Source organism: Bremerella cremea, assembly GCF_003335505.1.
Taxonomy (GTDB): Bacteria; Planctomycetota; Planctomycetia; order Pirellulales; family Pirellulaceae; genus Bremerella; species Bremerella cremea_A.
Map to the genome: position 1 here is coordinate 441785 of NZ_QPEX01000011.1, position 17705 is coordinate 459489.

The window sequence follows — 17705 nt, forward strand, 5'->3', positions numbered from 1 at the left end:
TGCAGTGCCCTTTCTTTTTTTTCTGATCATCCTTGGCGGATGTTCAGCGGAGAAGACCGATTCTGTCCGGGATAAATCGCAGCATTCATCCCCCAAGGTCACGACTCCGGATAACATACCCGATCGAGATACGGCGCTTCTGCCATCCGAATTACCGCGTGAACCTGTCACGCGAGATCCCCACGAAAGTGATTGGTTCGAGGAAGTTGCCCAGGCAAGCGGTGTTGACCACGTCTATCGCGCGGGTTTCGAGGCATCCTTGTACACACTTTTGGAAACGGTCGGCGGCGGAGTCTCGATGGTCGATTTTGATCGAGATGGAGACGTTGACTTGTTCATCAGCGGGGGAGGTGTCATCAAGAAGGGGCCTCCTGTGACAACCGAGGGATTGCCTTCGCGGCTGTTTCGCAACGAGGGGAACTGGACCTTTCGGGATGTTACCGACGAATTGAAGATCCCCACTCCAGGGTTCTACTCGCATGGCTGCAGTACGGCGGATTTCAATCGAGATGGCTGGCCTGATCTGTTGGTGGCAGGCTACGGCGGCGTGCAGTTGTTGAAGAACGACGAAGGAAAAGGCTTCGTCGACGTTACGTCCCAGGCCGGTTTGGGTGACTGTGCACGTTGGTACGTTCAGGGATGCTGGGTTGATTTCGATAACGATGGGCATCTCGATCTGTATCTGATGACCTATGCCGATTGGAGCCCAGATCCTTCGCGGATTTGCCATAACGAACAGAATCGCCGAGACGTCTGCGGTCCCACGCTTTTCGAAGGGCAAAGGGACATGCTCTTGCGAAATCAGCAAGACGGAACGTTCGCCGATGTCACGGAGAAAGCTGGGCTTGTCCCAGAGAATCGCGGTTTAGGGATTGTCTGCGCCGACTTCAATGGGGATAGAATCGCCGACATCTTCGTGGGCAATGACGTCCAGTTCAATCAACTCTATCTCAGCCAGGCCCAGTTGCCTTTTGTGGAAGAAGGGCTCTTGGCTGGAGTGGCCGTATCATCCCGAGGGGAACGGGAGGGAACGATGGGAGTCGCGGTCGGTGACTACAACCGAGATGGTCTACCCGATCTGTGGTACACCAACTTTGCCAACCAAGACAACTCTTTGTGCGAAAAAGAGAGTGCCGAAAGTGCGTCGTTTCAGAATGTCACGGTCAATCGCGGCCTGGCTGGTGTATCGCGTCCATGGGTCGGTTTTGGTACCATCCTGGCCGATTTTAATCACGATCGCTGGCTTGATATCTTCATCGCAAATGGGCATGTTGGTTACGAGCGACTGGAAAGCCCCTATTATCAGCCCCCGCAACTCTTCATGAACGAAGAGGGGAAGCACTTCCAAGAGAATTCTAAGAACGCTGGCCCCTATTTCCATGGCAAGTATTCCGGGCGTGGCGTGGCCGTCGGAGATTTGGACAACGACGGTGCTCTCGATCTGGTGGTCGTCCATCAAGATGATCCGGTGGCCATTTTGAGGAATCGGCTTCCTTGTCCCCATTGGATTCGCCTGCAATTGTTGGGAACCCAATCGAATACGGATGGCATTGGCGCGAAGGTCCGCTTGCTGAATCAAGACTTGCCGCTTTCGGCTTGGGTTACGGGGTCTGATAGTTATGCTTCTTCGTCGGACCGCCGTGTCTTGTTTTCGCTGGACGATGGTTCTCCGGTCGACGTTGAGGTAACCTGGATGTCTGGTATTACGGAAGTATTTTCACACCTTCAGCCGCAAGAAACGCATGAATTGGTCGAAGGACAAGGCCGCTCGCTTTGAGGACCAGTTGGCCTCAGACGAAGCTAGGCGATGGAAGCGAGCTTGGATCACCACTCTGGTGGCAGTTTTGCTGCTCGTTGCTGCGATTACGACATTGATCAGCTTAATGCGTGGTAATCCGCAGGATTTTCTGGAGACCGCGCGGCGAAAATTGGCAGCGGCAAACAATTCGGAAGAGCTTTCGACGAAGCTAGATTATGCAACTCAGGCCCGCGATGCGGCGGAACGAGCATCCGCTCTGTTGGGTGACTCTCCTACGGCCAGTCTTTTGATTGCGGGAGCTCTTGCTATTCGCAAAGATGACCCTCATTTCTTAGTCGACGAAACCTACGCCCTAAATGACGCGCGAAGCAAGATCGATCCCTCAAAATGCAAGACGTTCGATCTCTTGCAGGCAGGGACTGCTTTCTTCTATTCCGGCGATAATATTCTTGCTGATCAATTGCTGACAGAAGCTTTCGAGCGAGACGAACTGCGGGCCGAAGTCCTCAATCCATTGATTCAAGTCCGCTACGACCGGGGAGACGAAGATTCAGTCTTGGCATTAGGTGAGGAGCTCGCGAAGTTGGAGCCTGAGAATTGCCTGCCATGGGTCGCGATGTCGTATGTCTTTGAAGATCGGCAAGCCCTTGAGCAATTGATTGCCACCTACCGAGAACTTTTAAAACGGGACTGTGCCGAACAGGACTTAACGCGTTGGAAGCTGATCGAGCGACTGATTGAAGTAGGCTTGGCTGCCGAGGCTCAACAGGAATGGGATAAGCTTGCCGAATCCTTTCCTGAGGTTGCCAGTGCCAAAGGGGCTACCCTGGCCAAGTTGTTATTTCTTCAAGGGAAGATTGATGAGACGCAGGAAATCATTGAAGAAATCTTAAGAAAGAACCCTGAAAGTCTGGATGCTATTTTGCTGCGTGGTCAGATTGCGACGGCGAAGGACAAGCCGCTTGAGGCGATCCAAGACTTCGAAAAACTAAGAGAGGTCGATCCGACTCATCCGCAAGTGCATTATCTTCTTGGTCAGGCTTATGCGAAAGCTGGGATGCGCGAGGAGGCAACCCAGGAGTTGGCATTGCATGAAAAACTGTCGACTGCCCTGGTCACTCTTCACGGCATGGAGCGGTACGCAGCGAAAAATACAAACAACGCAGCTATCCGCTTGTCCATCGCGGCAAAGTACGAAGAGCTAGGTTTACTTAAGATTGCCGAATATTGGCGTCAGCAAGCTTCGGCAATTCAAAGCAAGTAAAAGCTTGTGTTTATGCCGGACGGGCTATTGGATGGCGCGTTGTTTTGATGTGAAAAAGGCCACCCAGGCAAATCCGCCGAAAAGGAGGACAGCCTGGATGGCCTTTTTCTGGAACACTTCAGAAGTTACGTCAACATTCTTGGAGGGAAATGTCTCGATGTAATGGATACGAGAGCGTTCGCTGGATGGTTCGTTGCGAGATCGATTTTCTTTGAAAAAACACTCGGTCTCGCCTTCGAAGCGAATATAAGACAGACTCTAAGTTGTTCTCTGATGGGATGAAACAGCCGGACAGCGAAGCGTTTGGGCAAAGGATAATAAGCATGACAGATCCTGGAGTGGTCGTGCAGTTAGCGGTGGGATTCCCCAAGGACTACGGTGACCCTGCGGCCACCGAGCCGATGGATAAAGCCTGGCGAACAGGTTTCTTCAAACAACCGGTCGCCGCAGCGGTTCGGCTGAACACGTTGGGCTTCGCGGGAGATGGCGTGGCCGATTCGGTGAATCATGGGGGGCCTGATAAAGCGGTGCTCTGTTACTCAGCTTGGCATTACCCCATTTGGCGGGAAGAGTTTCGCCAGATCGATTCTCTGGCCCAGCGGATCCCGCTCGACCAGTTTGGCCCAGGGGCGTTTGGCGAAAATCTGACCATCGAAGGGCAATCGGAAGAGAGCGTCTGCTTAGGGGACATTTACGAAGTAGGAACGGCTCGCATCCAGATTTCTCAGCCCCGGCAGCCGTGTTGGAAGCTAGGCCGCCGCTGGCGAGTGAAGCAGCTTACCGCTTTGGCGGTCTCGACGGGGCGAATGGGATGGTATGTCCGCATTCTCCGAGAGGGGGAAGTCTCGGTGGGGCAGGAAGTTCGTCTGGTCGAACGCCCGCTGGCAGATTGGCCGATTGCTCGTCTCAACGAGCTTTTTTATCACGACCGGCAAAATGTCCTCGATGCTCAAATAATGGCCGATTGCCATATTTTGGCAGAGGCCTGGCGAGATGAATTTCGAAATCAGATTGAAAAATTCTCGAGCTAGCAGCACGAATTTCAGGGTGTTTTCGCCGCGAGTTAAACGCCGTAATTCTCGCAAAACAAATTGGTGCCAGGATTTACTCAACCTAATGCCCAGTGACGGACGAACATATTCTTCGTGCTTCCGACCTACCCTCCGTTTAATTGCGAGGTAAAATAGGGGAGCAACACCAATACATTGGATCTAAGCCTTCGGCCTCCATCCGGCAGAGGGACCAATTTTTTGCGAATGCCCGTTTCACAAACGGCTAGTGCAAGTGCACGCTAAGAAACTCGCATTTCTCGCAGCGACTCCACTCGTCGCATTGGCCGAAGGTTTACTTACAAAAAACGCCCTGCTGAATAAGCAGGGCGTTTTTTGTTTCTTGCTCTAGGAAACGTTCTGCGATAACTGGTGCGAGGCCAAGCTAGGCCTTGGTCCCCTCCAGCGGAACCAAGTTCTCTTTCGACAGCCTTCGCAACTGCCCACAGGCCGCGTTGATCTTGTCTCCCTTGCGGTGCCGGAATTTCACCGTGATGCCGTAGTTCTCTAAGATCTCGCGAAATCGCTGCTGGGCATGGATCGAGGGGGTTTCGTATGGCAGGCCAGGGACCGGGTTGTAGGGAATTACGTTCAACAGGGCAGGGCGACCTTTAAGCAGCCTGGCCAACTGTTGGGCGTGTTCTGGGCGGTCGTTCAGTTCGGAAAGAAGCACATACTCGAACGTTAAGCGGCGGCCACTAACGTCGAAGTAGTGGTCGGCGGCTTCTAAGATGGCATCGATGCCGATGGTTTTGTTCACCGGGACAATCTGGGTACGAAGCTCATCGTTCGGGGCGTGCAGCGAAACGGCCAGGTGAAAGCGGGTATCGAGCTTAGCCAGCTTGTGAATTGCTGGCGGAAGGCCGACCGTGCTGATGGTGATGCGCCGGGCGCTAATACCCAGGCCATCTTCCGCCGTGGCGAAATTGAGGGCCTGGAGCAAGCGATCGACGTTGGCCAGAGGTTCGCCCATTCCCATCACGACAATATGACTCAGCCGTTCACCTTCCGGCAGAAGCATTTGCAGACGCAGCATTTGCTCGGTAATTTCGCCGGCAGTGAGGTTGCGCTCGACTCCGTCCAAGCCAGACGCACAAAAGACGCACCCCATCGCACAGCCGACCTGCGAACTGATGCAGATCGTGCGGCGGTCGCCGTCACGCAGCAAGACGCACTCGATGCGGCCGCCGTCGTGAAGCTGAATCAGCAATTTCTCGGTGCCGTCGTCTGCCGTGGTGTGTTTGGCGATGGTGGTCGTCCAGATACGACACGACTCGGCCAGCTTCTCGCGGAATTTCTTGGGCAGATTGGTCATCGCGTCGAACGAGTCGACACGCTGCTGGACAATCCATTCGCGCAGTTGTTTCGCACGGAATTTGGGCTGGCCCAATTCCTTGAGGGTGGCTTCTAGTTGGTGGCCGACAATTTGTTCAACAAGATCGATCATTTCAGCATGGTACTCAACACGCCGGTAAAACGTAGGGGGAAATAGGCCAGCCAGGGCAATTCCGCGGAGATCATCAGGCCGCTGGCGGTATTGGGGCTCCGGCTAGAGGAAAGCATTTTCAGTAAAAACATCTGCCCATAGTGAAAGTGGCCAAAATTCGTTATACTGGCGAAAATCACCATCAAGCGAAGTAGGGCGGATTCGGCAGACTCCTCTTTCAATAGATTCTCTATTTCGCTCGTACTTGGTCAACTTACCACAACGGCAAGATTGCACTATGGCCCGAAAAGTCGCTAATCGCAAAGAGTTGCGCGCTCAAGTGGAGGCTGCGGAAGCCGCCGAAGCTCAGGATGACGGAGCACCCAAGAAGAAAAAGGCGAAACGGAAGTCCCGCAGTAAGAAGACAACCGAAGTCCGGATGAAGATGTTCTGGGGTGTCTTCAATCAGTCGATGAAGCGGGTTGCGCTGTACGAATTCGACCAAAAGGAAGAAGCAGAGGCGAAAGCTGCAGACCTGAGCAAGGCCGGTAAGCCGCAGCACTTTGTGCAGAAAGTGAAAGAAACGATCGAAGAAGTTGTCGAGTAATCGAGGCTTTTAGTTTCCACGCGGCTTTTGGGGCCGCGTGAATCTTCGTAGTCGGTTCGTCCCAAGTACCAATATCTCAAGCTTTGGTTGAGTGCGGGAGTCCTGATGATGACGCTGCGAAACTATCTTACGGTATGCGCCCTGCTTTCTTTCGTGGCGCTGGGGTGTTCTACGGAATCCCCCACCCAGTCCCCTCGTGACGCGGTAACTAGCGATTCTGTGGCAAAAGAGTCCTCGTCTGCCCCTGCGGAAGCAAAGAAGTCGGCGATCTCATTAGCCCCGGCCGGTAATGATACTCCTCCACTCGATGGAGGCCGCGTGCAATCGGTCATGCCTCAAGGTTGGAAGTTTTTACCTCGTTCAAGCGATTATCTCTTCGCGGCTTACTTTCAGGAAAAGGGGGGCGTGCCTCGCTTGGTTTTACGAGAAACGGAAGCAGGTGACTTGCCGATGACCGATTCCGCCGAGACAGCCAAGCCGCTGGCGGAGCTTGTTCGAAAGGAGCTCCCCTCAAGCCAAGAGTCGCCACTCTCGGTGCTGAATGTCGGCGAGAACTGGTTTGTGCGTTACGAGAAGAAGATGTCCTTTCGCAGCTTGCCAGCCAGTGGTGTGTTTCTGGTGACCGTGCAAGGAGGAAAGCGTTTCACCTTGGAACTGCTGACCTACGCTGACAAGAAAGAGGAGTTTCTGCCGGCGCTCTACCGCTTTGCCGCAGATCTGAAAGTTGAGACAGAGTCGTCGCCATCCTCGGCCGAAGTTGGGGCTGATGGAGAAGAGGCAGATGAGTCACAAGTCGATTCTTCTGCGTCTCAATAGCTTGCCGGTTGATTGGTGAAAAGTTGCGAACCTTTCTCGTTCATTTTCCCTCCTTCCGGCATGAAATACTTCACGCTGAAATGGTGGCTTGGATTGCAAAAAGGGCGCGGTCCTGATCCGATCGAGGAATTTCAGGAGCACGTCGCGTCGATTCGCAGTGCTCTTCCTCCTGGCTTTCGCGAGTTGTACGAAAGCGTCGCGCTGCATGATGCTCATTTGCGGAAGATGGAATACGATGCCGCAGCACAATCGCTCGAGATGCAGCTCGATAGTTACGGCGAGCAGGGCCAGCGTCGTAGGGTCACGCTACGTTATTTACAGGTCGATTCTTTTCTTTCTACTGCCCATCCTGAGCTTGGGTTGCCTGGCCCGTTTGGTTACGGCGATTTAGGTTATGACGAGCCGTACGTCTTGCCTGGCGGCCTCTTCGAGCATCGGATCCTCTTTTCTTCCGGCATCGAGCTGCGGATTCGTTTTGGCGATTTTAAACTCGTGGTTTGAGCTGCGAAGATCTTATTCGTACTGCTGAAAACGAAAAAAGCGGCCTGGGTGAGGATGGATGTCACCGAGGCCGCTTAATGAAAAGGAAAGGGGGGATTTAAAGAAGAGAAAGGGGTGGAGTTCGTGTTAACCGAAGAGTGCCGTAACGGCTTCGGCCTTCACTAGCTCGCGGGGCTGATTAAGGTGGTTGTAAACAATGGTTTGTGGATCGATGCCGATCGCGTGGTACATCGTCGCGAGTAGCTCGATCGGATGCACAGGGTTGCTTTTGGGGGCAGAAGCCGTTTCGTCCGACTCGCCATAAACTTGGCCGCGAGCGATCCCAGCACCGGCAACACAGGCGGTGTAGCAGTAAGGCCAGTGATCGCGTCCATCGGCGCTGTTGTTGTTGCCGGAAGTGCTTACGCCACGTTGCGGGCTGCGGCCAAATTCGCCGACGGCCACGACCAATGTTTCGTCCAGCAGGCCACGCTCGTCCATGTCGCCAATCAGGGCGGCCAGGCCGGAATCGAGCATGGGGGCCGATTGATTCTTCATCCGTTTGGAAAGGTCGACGTGATGGTCCCAACTGTGGTTGTCCGAGTTGGCAACCTTCGGCCAAATCACTTCGACGACACGCGTGCCTGCTTCGACCAAGCGGCGAGCCAAGAGCAAGCTTTGGCCAAACGTATTGCGTCCGTAGGTGTCGCGTGTCTTGTCGGTTTCTTGGGAAAGATCAAAAGCGTCGCGAGCCCGACCGCTGGAGATCAGGTTCAAAGCCGTTTCGTAATACTTATCGAGGTCGTACGATTGAACAGCCTTGTCGAGCGCCGGCATGCCAGCATTGATCATGTCGCGCAGTTGGGCCCTACGCCCGAGGCGTGTGCTCGTGATTTCCGGCCTTAGTTTAAGGTCGTCGACATTGATTTTGTCCATCTTGTTCATGTCCATATCATCTCCAGGCGGGAAGAGATAATACGGATCGTAGGCGCGCCCGAGGAAGCCAGCGGTGCCTGATTTGTTGACCACGTTGCTTTCTTGCAGGGGGCGGGGCATCATCACGAACGGAAGCATGGGAACTTCCGGTGGCTTGAACTTGATGATGTTGCAGCCGAAGTTAGGGAAGTCTTTCGGCGTGGGTGGTTCTAGCTGGCCACTGGGACTGACTTTGTCCGCCGTGTATCCCGTGTGCATCTGATAGATGGCCGCCGTGTGGTTGAACAGGCCAACCGGCGTGTAGCTCATCGACCGGATCAGGCTGAGCTTGTCCGTTTGTTGAGCGAGCTTAGGCAGGTTCTCGGTCAGGTCCATGCCGGGGACTTTGCTGCCGATTCGTTTGAAAACGCTTTTAACGTTATCCGGCACATCGTCCTTAGGGTCCCACAAGTCAAGGTGGCTTGGTCCGCCTTGAAGGTAAACCAGGATAATGCTCTTCGCCTTACCGAAGTTTGGACCGTGAGATGCAATTTCCGCCGCTTGGGCTTGGTTCGATTGAAGATTGAGCAATTGCCCCAGGGACAGCCCTAGCATGGCCGAGCCACCAACCCGCAATAAATCGCGCCGAGTTGGCCCGAGGTGCGGATCGCAGACATCCTTTGCCTTGCTACCAGGGATGACGAGCATGGGGAATGCTCCTTTGTAAATGGGACGAACACCACCAGGCAAAACGCAAAGTGGATAACTTTGTGACCAGAGGTAGGTGCCAGAATCACAACGGTTTGTGTGATTGTTAGGTAAGGAAAGAACTCCTTCCTGGCATCCGGCGCTTACGGGGATAGCGCGGTCCTCGTCTCCATTGGTTGCTAGGAAAGCCCCCTAAATAGCAACCAGGGACGCAGTATAGAGGCTTTTTAATGCGAATGTCAAGCTTTTTCACGTCAGAACTAGCTAATGGGGAATTGCCGGACATTAAATGACTGTGCAAGCAGCTAGCGGAAAATTCGTAGGTGTTGCCCTTGCTGAAAAGAGCGGGTTTCTGGTATTCCACCCGTCCGTTTTTCTCTTAATAACGGAGGAGTGACACCATGCGACGTCGATTTTTGAAATGGATGACCGGCAGTTTTGCCGTGGGGACGCTTGCTGCGCTGGGGCATGGCTGGCTGTCACCACCTCAGGCAGCAGCCGCGAACACAGGGAACTTGCAAGAGATACTCGAGAAGGGGCTCTACGTTCGCCAGCAATCGCAATACGACTTCATTGCGAGCATTATCTTTTTAGTGGAGCATGATAAGCTATCACTTAAGTTGGTCTATTCTACCTTTAAGTGGGCAATGCAATACGACAAGGGAAGAAGGTACTACTATTTCGAGCTTGGCATGCGAAAACGCGCTTTACAACAGGGCGTTAAAATCTAAGCTCCGTAGATAATTCTTGATGGGTTTGTATCTTTCAAGCCAGCCGGCTAGGCTGTGAGCCTGTGGTTCGTGGTGACTCGGTTTGAGCCGGTGTGGGGATTTTCCTCGCGTATCGTCAATAAGCTTACGAATTACTTGACCTAGTTGAAGATTCAGTGAGAATCGTTGCGAGTGGACCGATACTTGCGAATTGGTGCGCGGTTTATGTCTATTAGCGGTAACCCCAACTTTTCTACCGCCCCCACGCAACAGAGCAGAGAACGATAAGGCAAGAGAATGACGGAGCAAACCCGGAAGAACATTACGCAGGTACTCCTCCCGGGGTTAATCCTGTTTGGTGTGCTTGGTGTTACTTATGGGCCGACGTATTTGCAGTCGATTCGCAATCATTGGCTTGCTTACAGCATGCAGCGAGATTCTCTTCTCGGGCCGGTTTGCTACGACGTTTGCTTGAAATCCGAGTTCGTCTCCGAGGTCGGGGAAAACTGGCGTGTATTTGTGGTTACCGATAAAGAACCCGCCGAGTCGGAAGCAAGTAATCGGCAAGAGTTGTTGTTAGTTAATGAATGGGGAAGTGTCGTCAAGCGTGATCTGCAAACCGATGTCGGCGCGATAAAAAGTACGCATCTCGTTCCGGAAGATGGCTATGCGATGTTAGAAGTGGTGCGGCACGTGCCAGGCGACAAGTTTGCCTCGGAGGTCGTCCACTACCAAGTCACCTCGCAGCAGATTGCCATGGTCGATAGCGAAACGAAGCGGTTTCAGCCTGGCTGGCCGTGGCGTTTTGGCCCGCCTCGCCATGGTCCCCCTTCTTCAGAAGGCGGGAGGCATCCTTGGTTTCGTCAGTGGCAGAAGCCAGGTGAAGGTAGTGGTGACGATCGGGCTGAAAGAGAAGGCCAAGAGCCAAAGTCGTGGCCTCGTGAGCCCAAGGACGTGGCACCTCGCAAGGAAGACGTGGCTCGGATTGGTGCCGACAAGTCCACGCCTACTGTTAAGCTGAACTCTCAGCTATCAAAGCACAAAGAAGACGTGCAACGATCGAGCCCCGTGGGCGCCAATGACGAGAGACTGCTCGATGTCGGCGGTCTTGGAGGGGCCTGAGACAAAGCAGCCGAATTGATTGGCCTGCCAAGATAGCTTCTGGTAGGCCTCGGCTAGGTTATTCACGATGACGTCTTCTACTTGTCCGCTCGGGCAATGCAGTACTAAGCCAACGTGCTGTGGTATGAAGAGGGCCACCCGATGACGAATTGCGGCATCGGTTACCCAGACGGCCCCGTTTTCGGCCACGGCGAATTCGCCTGGCAGAACTGCGAAGTCGACATCTTCCAGCGTATGCGGATCATCGACTCGGTCTAAGTCAACGTTGCCCATCAAGCCGTCGATGCAGCTAACTGTCTTCTTGGCTTCTACGTAAACGGGAAGATCGTTCAACGCTTCGGCCAGCCCATCAACGCCTTCTACGACCACGGCCGTGCCGCCAACGGCTGCCAGGACGTCGCCAAAGTGAGAGACCGCATCGTCGTACTGGATCCAGTCTTGTTGCAAGCTGGGAAGGTCGACCGACGGTACCAGTTGGTTACGAACTGCTTTCAGGATCTGTTCTTTGCTGCTCATTGCGGTTTGTTTTTCTTTGCTCGCTTGGCGTACTGCTGGCGGAAGCTTTCTGCGGGGGCCTCAGGCATTTCGCGGTTCTTGCCCCAAGGGTTCAGGGCGTTATAGATCATGAAACGCGGGAGGTTTCGGAGGAAGAACTTACCAACACTTCCCAGCCAGGCATACAGCTTCGGTCGCTGAAACACCCACGAGGTAATTCGCATGGGCATGGTCTTCGAGATGGGAAGCTGATTCTGATTCTTCACTTCGGTGCGTAGTGTGAGAAGCTGTTCGTGCAGGTTGATCTGGACAGGGCAAACGTCCGAACAGCTTCCGCAAAGGGTACACGCGAATGGTAAAGATTTGTGATGCTTGGCGTCGCGCAAGGGGTTCAAGATCGAACCAATCGGGCCAGGGACCGTCGCCGCGTAGCTGTGCCCGCCACTCCGCCGATAAACGGGACAAGTGTTCATGCACGCACCGCAGCGAATGCATTTGAGTGAGTTGCGATAGTCGTCGCTGTTCATCAAATTACTGCGACCGTTGTCGACCAAGATGATGTGTAACTCGCCCCCTTCTCGTGGACCGTGAAAATGCGAGGAGTAGGTCGTAATGGGTTGCCCGGTTGCGCTACGGGCCAGCAGCCGGAGGAAGATGCTCAGGTGGTCGACGGAAGGGATAAGCTTCTCGATGCCCATGCAGGCAATATGGACGTTAGGAAGCGATACGCCGAGGTCGGCGTTCCCTTCGTTGGTGCAAACCACAATGCCACCGGTATCGGCCAAGGCAAAATTGACGCCGGTGATACCAACATCGGCTTGCATAAACTTGTTGCGAAGATGCTGTCGGGCCGATTCGGTTAAGTAGTCGGGATTGCAGTTCCCCGCTTCGGTATGCAGATGCTCGTGGAACGTATCACTGACGTCCTCCTTTTTCAGGTGGATCGCCGGCATGACGATATGCGAGGGGCCTTCCTGCCGTAGTTGGACAATGCGTTCCCCGAGGTCCGTGTCGACAACCTCGATGCCGTTTTGTTCGAGAAACGGATTGAGGTGACACTCTTCGGTGAGCATCGATTTCGATTTGACAATGCGTTCAGCTTCGTGCTTTCGAAGAATTTCGAGAACGATGCGATTGTGCTCGTCGGCATCTTTGGCCCAGTGGACGGTTGCTCCACGAGCCTTGGCGTTTTTCTCGAACTCCTCCAGATAGTCCGCCAGCTTGCTGATCGTGTGAGCTTTGATCTGGGAAGCGCATTCCCGGAGCGTTTCCCACTCAGGCAAGCTCTTGGCCATGCGATCGCGTTTTTCGCGAATGAACCACAAGGCCGAGTCGTGCCAATGGGTGCGAGCCTGATCTTGGTTGAACTTTTTGGCGTTGGTCGGGTGGTCGAAGCTAGTTGTGCTGCTCATTGGGGAACCTCGTATCCGGCGAGGATTTCGGCGATGTGCATGACGCGGATGGGGTGCTTATCTCGTTGGATCAAGCCGGCCAGGTGCATCAAGCACGACATATCGCCGGCAGTTAAAACTTGGGTGCCAGCTTGCAGGTGATCGGCAATGCGGTCTCGTCCCATCGTGCAACTGACCGCTTCTTCTGCAACCGCAAACGTGCCGCCAAAGCCACAGCATTCGTCCTGCCGTTTCAGTTCGGCCAGTTGAACCCCTTCAATCATTTGCAAAAGCTGCTGCGGCTTGTTGAACTCGCACGTGTTCCGCTCGCTGTCGCTGGCCAGGCGTAATTCGCGAAGACCGTGGCAACTGGAATGGAGGCCGACCACGTAGGGAAAGTTGCCTGGCAGCGAGTCGACTTTTAAAACATCGACAAGAAACTCGCATAACTCGAAGATCTTGGTGCGGAGCTTTTCGTAGCGAGGATCACCGTGGACAATGTGTTCGTAATGGTTCTTGACCATCGAAACACAGCTTCCACTGGGGGCGACAATGGCATCGTAGTCGGCGAAGATTTCCAGAAAGCGTTCTGCCAGCGGGGCGGCATCGGTATCGCAGCCGCTGTTTAGCATAGGCTGTCCGCAGCATGTTTGCGCGGCAGGAAAATCGACGTCGCAACCTAATCGCTCAAGAAGGTCCAGGGTTGCCATTCCGACGCGTGGATAGAGTTGGTCAACATAGCAGGGGACAAACAAGGCAACGCGCATGGCAAGTGGGGTGTCATCTTTGGTTGGCGAGAATCGAGGAGTGCGAGCCCAACATTATAACCGCCCTTTGGCGATTTCCGACGTTGCTTAGCTGAAAGCTTGCGATTTTTCCCGGTTCCTTCGCTTGGGCATCGCACTGGCCAGCGGAAAAACGATTCGCAGAACTTGTCCGGAATCGGGCGTGACCTCCCTTTCGATATTACCCGCTAAAAAGTCTGCGCATTCACGGATTCTAGCCTCTCGGTCTTGGTCGCAAGGCGAGGGAGGGGGGCCGGAACCGTTGCTTGTGAGCGATAACTCCAGCAAATCTTCCTGCTGGCAGAGGTCGATTACGACGGAATCGGTGGTAGGGCATTGGCGTGCCCCGTCGAGAGCGTCCCGAACGAGTTGAACCACCACGCATTCTGCCAAGGGGGTCAAACGGTCGAATTCGATGTCGTGCCGGAAAGCGATGCTATCGATCCAGGTCTCGAACTGCTCGACTAAACGTTGGATTCCAGCCACAACCCCTTCGTCTTGGGTGAGGCAAGGGGAAAGGAGGTTCATCGTTTGCCGCGTGTTTCTGAGACTGGTCCGAATCATTTCGATCGGCGATTCCAGACATTCGTTCAGTACATGCGGACGATCGATTGCCGCCTCTAATTGCAGGAGCGACGAGGTCAGGTTGGGGAGTATCAAGTCATGCAAATCAAGGGCTAAGAGTTGCCGCTCGCGTTCTTGATTTGCCTTGAGAAATTGCAGAAATGCCTTGTCTTCGAGGAGTTCTCGGTTTTCCTGGCGGAGGTCTTCAAGCTCTTCTTGCAATTGGGAATGGTCGGCAGGCTCGACGGTGGGGGTGGGCTGGGAGGCTGGCGATGGTGAAATGGCTAACAAGACAATCGTTGCGATTCCTAGCCCAAACAGAAATATCGTCAAAATTGTGGTAGGGACGAGAAGTGGCGCAAGAGATGCAAGTAGGCCAGCGGCAACGGCAAGAAGTCCGATCGCGGCAAGGAGGGCACTGCTGTATCGAAATTCTTGCATAAAGAAGATGCTCCAAGAGTTTTTGCCGCGCCACCGCAGCGAGATCGCTCAAGCTTTTTTGATACCACCGCCAGACTTAAGAAACAGCCCCTCGCATAGGTTGGTTGAGGTAGTTATTGTTGTAATTTGCCTAAAATGCACAAGAACCTGATTTATCCTTAAAGTCGTAACCGCTAAAATCGCTTTTTGGCCAGCAACTTTCCAATGATTGACTTACAGTTTACGAGGCGTTGGTGATTAACGCTCGATTTTTGACACATTTTGCTTTGCTATAGTTTCTTGGGGGGAACTTACATGATGCTCCGCTCTGTATTAGTTTTGACAATGACCTTTATGATGTTTCCGCAACTTGCGGAAGCAGGACGGCATCGTTGCCGGACGGCCTGTGCGCCGTGTGTTGCATGTAGCGACAGCGCTGCTGGTTGCTCTTCGTGCGGTGAAGCCGCACCCGCTACCATGGTCGAAAAGACGATCATGGTTCCAACAACCGTGATGGAAACTCGTACCGTCACCAAGACCGTCTGCAAGCCGGAAACCCGCGAAAAGACCGTGAAGGTTGCCAAGTGCGTTGCAGAAACCAACTACGTCACGAAGCAGTACACGGTTAATGTCCCGACTTGGGAAACCAAGTCTGTGGAATACACCGTGTGCAAGCCGGTTTATGAAACCAAGACCGGTACGAAGACCGTGATGGTTCCGAAGTACGAAACCAAGTTGGTTGACTACACCGTTTGCAAGCCGGTTTACGAAACGAAGACCGGCACCAAGACCGTGATGGTCCCCACCTGGGAAACCAAGACGGTTGAGCAGACCATCTGCAAACCAGTCTACGAAACCAAGACCGGTACCAAGACGGTTATGGTTCCGACTTGGGAAACCAAAGTCGTCGATTACACCGTCAGTAAGCCAGTTTGGGAAACCAAGACCGGTACCAAGACCGTGATGGTTCCACACCAGGAAGAGCGTTCCGGTACCAAAACGGTTTGCAAGATGGTCCCTGAAACCGTCTCGAAGACCCGCTGCGTCGACAAAGGCTGCTGGCAAACCAAGACCAGCACCGATTGCTGCGGTTGCCCAACGACTTGCAAAGTGTGGGTTCCGAACGTCGTGCAGGAATCGTACGATTGCACCGTCATGAAGCCGGTTACCGAGCAAGTTCCGTACACCTATAGCGTGTGCGTGATGAAGCCGGAAACCAAGGAATACACCTACAAAACCTGCAAGACCGTCTGCGAAACCAAGCAGAAGGAAGTGAAGTACATGGTCTGCAAGCCAGAAACCAAAGAGTACACCTACCAAGTGTGCAAGATGGTTCCTGAAACGGTGACCAAGGAAGTGAAGCACATGGTCTGTAAGCCGGAAACCAAAGAGTACACCTACCAGGTGTGCAAGATGGTTCCTGAAACCAAGACCAAAGAAGTGAAGGTCAAAGTTTGTGTTCCAGAAACCAGAGAGTATACCTATCAGGTGTGCAAAATGGTTCCTGAAACCAAGACCAAGGAAGTGAAGCACATGGTCTGCAAGACCGAGACCCGCACCAAAGAAGTGCCGGTCACTTCCTACAAGACCGTCTACGAAGACAAGGTCTGCAGCTACACCGTAATGGTTCCGCACACCGTGACCGAAGAAGTTCAGGTTCCGGTTTGTAAGATGGTTCCTAAGACCATCCAGGTTCCTGCCGCCAACTGCGGTGGTTGTGCTCCGGCTTGCACCACTTGTGGTGGCTAGTCCGCAGCCAATAACGCATTGAAGAAACAAGAAGCCTGCGATCGATTCGGTCGCAGGCTTTTTCTATGCGCTTTCGCGGTGCAGAGGGCGATCCGAGCGGCTGAAAGCGGCTACGCCTCGCCAACGTAAGCAAATCGCGGGATCTCTTGGGCGTCGATGGTAACCGTTTCCTGAAACATCTTGAGCGGCCGCACCCACAAGCCACGTTCGCCGTAATCTTGGCGGTAGACCACAAGTTCTTCTTCGGTCTCACTATGGCGAGCCACGCCAAGCACGACGTATTCTGGACCTTTGTAGTGTCGGTAACGGCCCACGCGAAACGAAGAATTCATCGGGGCAGAATCGCCTCGCCAGAAGGCCTTCTGGGATTGGTTATCCCGCGAAGGCAAAAAAAGAAAAGGGTGGGTAGAGGGATTCGAACCCACGACCCCTGGAACCACAATCCAGTGCTCTAACCAACTGAGCTATACCCACCACAATTGAAGCGACTTAGTTTAAATTCCGGCGACCACCTCGTCAATTGGGTGGTCGGATCGAATTTTACAACCGCTGCCGCTGCAACGTCTTACGTCGCCTCGTCAACCACAAACGGGAACGTCTCGTCCAGCTGGGCGGCGGAAAGTTGGACCAGAAAAGGGGCTAGGCGGTTCACGATTAACTGCATCAATTGCTCTCCTTTTTCAGCACTGGCTTGGTGGGGATGCCCGGAACCGCTGTTGGTGGTCAACAGGTGCCAGGGGCGGGTGATAGAAACCCACCCTTTTTCCAACGCTTCGAATTGCATCGGTCTGGTCGCGCCGGAGTCAGCGTCGAGCGTCCCATCTGATCGCCTAGCGACCAGTTCAGGGCGATAGGCCAGAATCATCGAGGTTTCCATTTCACCAGCGTGATCTTCCATGTGCTGGAAAATCGAATGGTATTCCTCCGTGCTGAAGGCCTTGAACCAGTTGCAAAGGAAAACCTGGGCCTCGGTCTTGCCGTACAGTTCACGCAGCAGCGGCTTCATTTCGTTACCGCCGTGGCTATTCAGCAGAAGCACCTTCTTGATGCCGCTTTGCACGAGTGAAGCGATCAGATCGGTAACCACGGCGAATAAGGTGGACGGATCAAGGTTCATTGCCAGGGGGAACTCGCGCATGTTGGTCTCGGTGCCGTACGGAATCGTCGGCAGCAAGATAACCTTGGCTCCTTGGGCGTGGGCCGCTTCACAGATTCGCTCGCCAATGATGGTCCCTTCGTAATCGTCGGTACCGTACGGCAAGTGCAGGTTATGCGGCTCGGTTGCGCCCAAGGGAAGGACGGCTACTTCATACTGCGACTGCTTCACATGGGCATAGCTGACTTCTGAGAGTTTCCAAGGGCGAGGGGCAGGCATCGGTGTGGCTCCGGGTTGGAAGGAGGGGACGTGAAGGAGCTATCGATTCTAAAGAAGCCCCAACGCGGTT

17 protein-coding genes and 1 tRNA gene are annotated in these 17705 nt (G+C 53.9%); 9 read left to right on the plus strand and 9 right to left on the minus strand.

All coding sequences use genetic code 11. The annotated features are described in order from the left end of the window. The first annotated feature begins 4 nt into the window (after nt 1-4). From DTL42_RS09025 to DTL42_RS09035, 3 genes are all read left to right on the plus strand, one after another. A complete protein-coding gene (locus DTL42_RS09025; RefSeq protein WP_147274212.1) occupies nt 5-1777 on the plus strand; it encodes a CRTAC1 family protein in 1773 nt (590 codons plus the stop codon). Further along, nucleotides 1743-3023, plus strand: coding sequence for a tetratricopeptide repeat protein (locus tag DTL42_RS09030; protein WP_114368372.1), 1281 nt, complete (start codon nt 1743-1745; stop codon nt 3021-3023). Before DTL42_RS09025 ends, DTL42_RS09030 begins: the two co-directional genes overlap by 35 nt. Before the next feature lie 323 nt (nt 3024-3346). After that, nucleotides 3347-4054, plus strand: a complete 708-nt coding sequence (locus tag DTL42_RS09035) for an MOSC domain-containing protein (RefSeq protein WP_114368373.1) — start codon at nt 3347-3349, stop codon at nt 4052-4054. Nucleotides 4055-4457: 403 nt separating this feature from the next. Here DTL42_RS09035 and rlmN read toward each other — a convergent pair whose 3' ends face one another. Beyond that, nucleotides 4458-5519: a 23S rRNA (adenine(2503)-C(2))-methyltransferase RlmN gene (gene rlmN, locus DTL42_RS09040; protein ID WP_114368374.1), complete on the minus strand. Its 1062-nt coding sequence runs from the start codon at nt 5517-5519 to the stop codon at nt 4458-4460. 277 nt (nt 5520-5796) lie between these two features. Between rlmN and DTL42_RS09050 the strand changes: the two genes are divergently transcribed. The 3 genes from DTL42_RS09050 to DTL42_RS09060 all read left to right on the plus strand — a co-directional run bounded on the left by DTL42_RS09050 (nt 5797) and on the right by DTL42_RS09060 (nt 7422). Next, complete coding sequence (locus DTL42_RS09050; protein WP_114368376.1) at nt 5797-6105, plus strand: hypothetical protein; 309 nt, start codon at nt 5797-5799, stop codon at nt 6103-6105. A gap of 105 nt (nt 6106-6210) precedes the next feature. Beyond that, a complete protein-coding gene (locus tag DTL42_RS09055) occupies nt 6211-6921 on the plus strand; it encodes a hypothetical protein (RefSeq protein WP_147274213.1) in 711 nt (236 codons plus the stop codon). 15 nt (nt 6922-6936) lie between these two features. Continuing rightward, nucleotides 6937-7422, plus strand: coding sequence for a hypothetical protein (locus DTL42_RS09060; protein WP_147274214.1), 486 nt, complete (start codon nt 6937-6939; stop codon nt 7420-7422). A gap of 126 nt (nt 7423-7548) precedes the next feature. Here the strand turns inward: DTL42_RS09060 and DTL42_RS09065 are convergent, their stop codons facing one another. After that, nucleotides 7549-9024 (minus strand): DUF1501 domain-containing protein, encoded by a 1476-nt coding sequence (locus tag DTL42_RS09065; protein ID WP_114368379.1) that lies wholly within the window; start codon nt 9022-9024, stop codon nt 7549-7551. A gap of 401 nt (nt 9025-9425) precedes the next feature. On the opposite strand from DTL42_RS09065, the gene DTL42_RS09070 reads away from it, so the two are divergent. Then, on the plus strand, nt 9426-9755 hold the full coding sequence (locus DTL42_RS09070) for a hypothetical protein (protein WP_114368380.1): 330 nt from the start codon (nt 9426-9428) through the stop codon (nt 9753-9755). A gap of 276 nt (nt 9756-10031) precedes the next feature. Further along, complete coding sequence (locus DTL42_RS09075; RefSeq protein ID WP_114368381.1) at nt 10032-10856, plus strand: hypothetical protein; 825 nt, start codon at nt 10032-10034, stop codon at nt 10854-10856. Here DTL42_RS09075 and DTL42_RS09080 read toward each other — a convergent pair. From DTL42_RS09080 to DTL42_RS09095, 4 genes are all read right to left on the minus strand, one after another. Further along, the gene (locus DTL42_RS09080; protein WP_114368382.1) at nt 10767-11372 is read right to left on the minus strand and encodes a LutC/YkgG family protein; all 606 of its coding nucleotides are present in this window, start codon (nt 11370-11372) and stop codon (nt 10767-10769) included. The two genes, DTL42_RS09075 and DTL42_RS09080, sit on opposite strands and share 90 nt — an antisense overlap. Beyond that, a complete protein-coding gene (locus DTL42_RS09085; RefSeq protein WP_114368383.1) occupies nt 11369-12763 on the minus strand; it encodes a lactate utilization protein B in 1395 nt (464 codons plus the stop codon). Before DTL42_RS09085 ends, DTL42_RS09080 begins: the two co-directional genes overlap by 4 nt. After that, the gene (locus DTL42_RS09090) at nt 12760-13509 is read right to left on the minus strand and encodes a (Fe-S)-binding protein (RefSeq protein WP_114368384.1); all 750 of its coding nucleotides are present in this window, start codon (nt 13507-13509) and stop codon (nt 12760-12762) included. The genes DTL42_RS09085 and DTL42_RS09090 overlap by 4 nt, the downstream gene beginning before the upstream one ends. 87 nt (nt 13510-13596) lie before the next feature. Then, a complete protein-coding gene (locus tag DTL42_RS09095; protein WP_114368385.1) occupies nt 13597-14532 on the minus strand; it encodes a sensor histidine kinase in 936 nt (311 codons plus the stop codon). 294 nt (nt 14533-14826) lie between these two features. Here DTL42_RS09095 and DTL42_RS09100 point away from each other — a divergent pair, with 294 nt between their 5' ends. After that, complete coding sequence (locus DTL42_RS09100) at nt 14827-16260, plus strand: hypothetical protein (RefSeq protein ID WP_114368386.1); 1434 nt, start codon at nt 14827-14829, stop codon at nt 16258-16260. Between the two features lie 110 nt (nt 16261-16370). On the opposite strand, the gene DTL42_RS09105 is transcribed toward DTL42_RS09100, so the two are convergent. The 3 genes from DTL42_RS09105 to DTL42_RS09115 form a co-directional block, all read right to left on the minus strand. Further along, nucleotides 16371-16592, minus strand: a complete 222-nt coding sequence (locus DTL42_RS09105) for a DUF1653 domain-containing protein (RefSeq protein ID WP_114368517.1) — start codon at nt 16590-16592, stop codon at nt 16371-16373. A gap of 68 nt (nt 16593-16660) precedes the next feature. Continuing rightward, nucleotides 16661-16734: transfer RNA gene (locus tag DTL42_RS09110), tRNA-His, on the minus strand. A gap of 91 nt (nt 16735-16825) precedes the next feature. Continuing rightward, complete coding sequence (locus DTL42_RS09115) at nt 16826-17635, minus strand: creatininase family protein (RefSeq protein ID WP_114368387.1); 810 nt, start codon at nt 17633-17635, stop codon at nt 16826-16828. Between the last annotated feature and the right edge of the window lie 70 nt (nt 17636-17705).